Consider the following 2,970-nt stretch of genomic DNA (forward strand, 5'->3'; position numbering starts at 1 on the left):
TCCCAGCCCTTATCCTCTCTACTTTCTCGGAGCATGTTTATTCTCCGAGGTTTTTCGAAAGGTTATCAACTTCTTCCTGCCGTCTGAACATGTCGGCGAGAAGCACGAGGTCGATGAATAAAGTTGATAATTGGTCGTCTAGAGTCGGTGGCGGATTGTCTATCGGCTTGGATATTTTCATTCTTCCCCCACCTCCTTTCTGAAGCGGTTTTGTTTAGCTCCATATTAGCCCGGTCAGGTTGAACAGGCAGATGCCTATTTCACCGCCGACTAGCAAGACCAGAATCAGCTTCATGTTGATTTTCCGTCTTACTATCTGGAACCGGTTAAGGCCGATGAGAGCTGTAACTAGGATGGCCGGTAGGACGATCTTGTAGAGCAGAATTATGGGTAAGGGCAGAGCAAGAATTTTCACCATGATTGGATTCAACTCCGTACTGGTCCCGTTTCCCACGAAATGCAGTGTCAGTCCGATGTCCAGGGCATTGAGCGCCACAAACAGTATTGCTAACTTTTTCACCGGAGTCACCTCCTTTACTGTCATTATTCATTTTTTAAGTTGCAATATTTGTCATTACGATTAATATCCTTATTATACAACTTATTTATTATTTTGTCAACTAAATAATCTATAAAACGAAAATAAAGAAGGGCTGGGACTTAATTCGCTGTCGCGAAAAATCCCAGCCCTTTATGGCTACAGGCAGAACGTCTTATTGACGTTCAACCTGATAACTTGTTAGTCCCTCCTTCTTCTGATAAGAACGATGCAGATTACGGCGATAACCACCACGCCAGCTATTATGCCTCCAATAAGAGGCCAATTGGTTTTTTCAACTGCCGGCGGCGTTATCGGTTCTGTCGGTTCGGAGGGAGTCTGAGTCGGTTCGGGTGTTGGGGTCGGTTCGGGTGTTGGAGTAGGTTCCGGAGTCGGTGTCGGGGTTGGTTCAGGCGTCGGGGTAGGAGTTGGCGGTGCAGGTGGCGTTACGGTTCCGATAAGGGCAAAGGTGGTGAAGTGCGTAACGTTGGCACTTACCTGGTTGTTTGCCGTATCGATATCTCCGGCCAGATCTGCCCACTCTCCTGTTGCGGCGTCAAAGTAAGCGATGAATAAGCTCCCTGTACTGACATTCTCTGGCAGGGCATCCGGGTCATAGCTCCAAGTGAGCGTCATCCCCGGTTGGAAAGTGGCCCTGTCGGGCCCGAAGCTGTAAGCCGTGCCGATGAAAACCTTGTTCTCGGGCAGTTCTGCCGGAGAAGAGTCCGGTTTTCCAGTCAGGCTGGAAAGAGGACTGCCGTATTTGTTGAGAGCCTTGGTTCCCTTGGGAATGCTTACCGTGAGTTTGCCGTCTTCGGAAGTCGCCTGTATGTCCGTCTGGACCGTGCCCGCATAGCTGATGCCGAAACTCTTAGTTTTACCGAAAAGGTTCGTGCTCAGAGGCGGGATTCCTCCTCCTCCGTCATAGCTCGGCGGGGGCGGGGGTGGTGCCGGTGTTTTTCCGATAAGCGAGAAAGGAGTGCCGGACAGGTCAGTCAGGGCGGGCGTGGTATCGGTTCTTATCTTTGCCCAGACATAACCCCTGTATTCAGGTTCGCCGGCAGGATAGGTTGCTCCAGAATCGGAACATTCTACCCAGGTTGTACCGTTCCACCAGCTGAGCTTTAGGCTTGATTCGTCCAGGCCGGTCACGTCGGCAGAAACATAGTAGTTCCTGATTTCGATTTCTTCCACGTCGGTCGGGTCGTCAATAAAGACGTCAATGTAGCTTCCCGTAGACGTGAATCCTGTTGGAGCGCTGTCACCGGGATTGTCCGTGTATTTGGCCACGGTGACTGTTGGTGTACCGTTGCCCTTCTTTTCAACCGTGGTATCAGCCTCGGTCTTGGCGTCAACGGTTGCCTCGCCTTCTGGCGTGGTTTCCGTCTTAACGCTTTCAGGCTCCACTGTTACCCCGCTTCCCGTAAAGAAGACTACCGCGCTAGCAGTAGCATTGGCAGTATAGGGGGGTGCAGAAGCCTTTACTGTGGCCGTTTCCACGTTTTCCGAAGAGGTCAGGCTGGCAACTGCTTTGCCGCTGGCCGTTTCAGCGCTTCCAGTGATCAGGCCTTTGGTCGTAGTGAAGTTGATTTGCGTGCCGTCAGCAACGTTTCCCGCCTCGGAAGTGTCTTCGCCGTCAGAGTTCTTGGTTAAGTCGGCAGTGATTGTAGACGTTGAGGCGCCGTCAGCTTCCACGCTGACAGGATCAGCGCTGGCGCTGAGGATTAACCAGGGGTCGTAGTTAACGTTTTCTGAAACGTTGGCTGGTCCCTGATTTGATCCCCACCAGTTGTTGGTGGCGTCCATGGTTCCTATTGGGATTAGTTCTCCTTCTCCCTGGGCATCAATATCGCTGTCGTTGTTGACGAAGTTGTTGAAGTTTGCCCGGAGGCCGCTTATGTCTCCGGTATGAACGTATATGGCCTGCCAGTTGTTGGTGAAGTTGTTGTGGGTGATGTCACCGTTGAACAAGCCATTGTTGTCGTTCGTCAGGTAGAGTGCGGCACCGTGGAAGTCTTCCATTCCCACCGGGGCGCCGTCGAGATCGTTCCCTTCAACCTGGATGTTGTCAACGTTTCGCAGTTCGAAGATTGCCCAGAACCAGGCATGGCCTCCGTTGTTGCTGCCGCTGTTGTTCCGGAGAACAAAGAGATCAGTGAATTTGTCCTTGTTTCCGTAAACCACGCTGGATCCTTTGTTGTCGTGGACGTTATTGCCTTCGATGGTGACTGTGGCAAGGCTGGGTCCGTCCGGGCCGGCATTCAGGGTCGCTTCTCCGAGATAGAGAGTGCCCCAATCCTCGTAACCGGTTATTTCGCCGTTGGTGAACGAGAAGTTGCCAGCCAAGGGGTTGATGTAGGCAGCCATGCCGACGGTTCCCTGGCCGTCCAGAAGGACGTAGTCAAAGCTGAGGTCGTAGACAAAGCCTGAGC

Annotated in this window: 2 protein-coding genes; both read right to left on the minus strand. The window is 52.2% G+C overall.

Annotated features, from left to right (window positions below):
- Positions 1-214: 214 nt before the first annotated feature.
- Positions 215-520 carry a DUF5658 family protein gene (locus tag PHI12_14600; protein ID MDD5512015.1) on the minus strand — a complete coding sequence of 102 codons (306 nt, stop codon included), beginning with the start codon at positions 518-520 and terminating at the stop codon, positions 215-217.
- Positions 521-739: 219 nt separating this feature from the next.
- A partial coding sequence (locus PHI12_14605) for a hypothetical protein (protein ID MDD5512016.1) occupies positions 740-2,970 on the minus strand: 2,231 nt, incomplete at its 5' end.

It is taken from the genome of Dehalococcoidales bacterium (assembly GCA_028716225.1).
GTDB lineage: Bacteria > Chloroflexota > Dehalococcoidia > Dehalococcoidales > UBA5760 > UBA5760.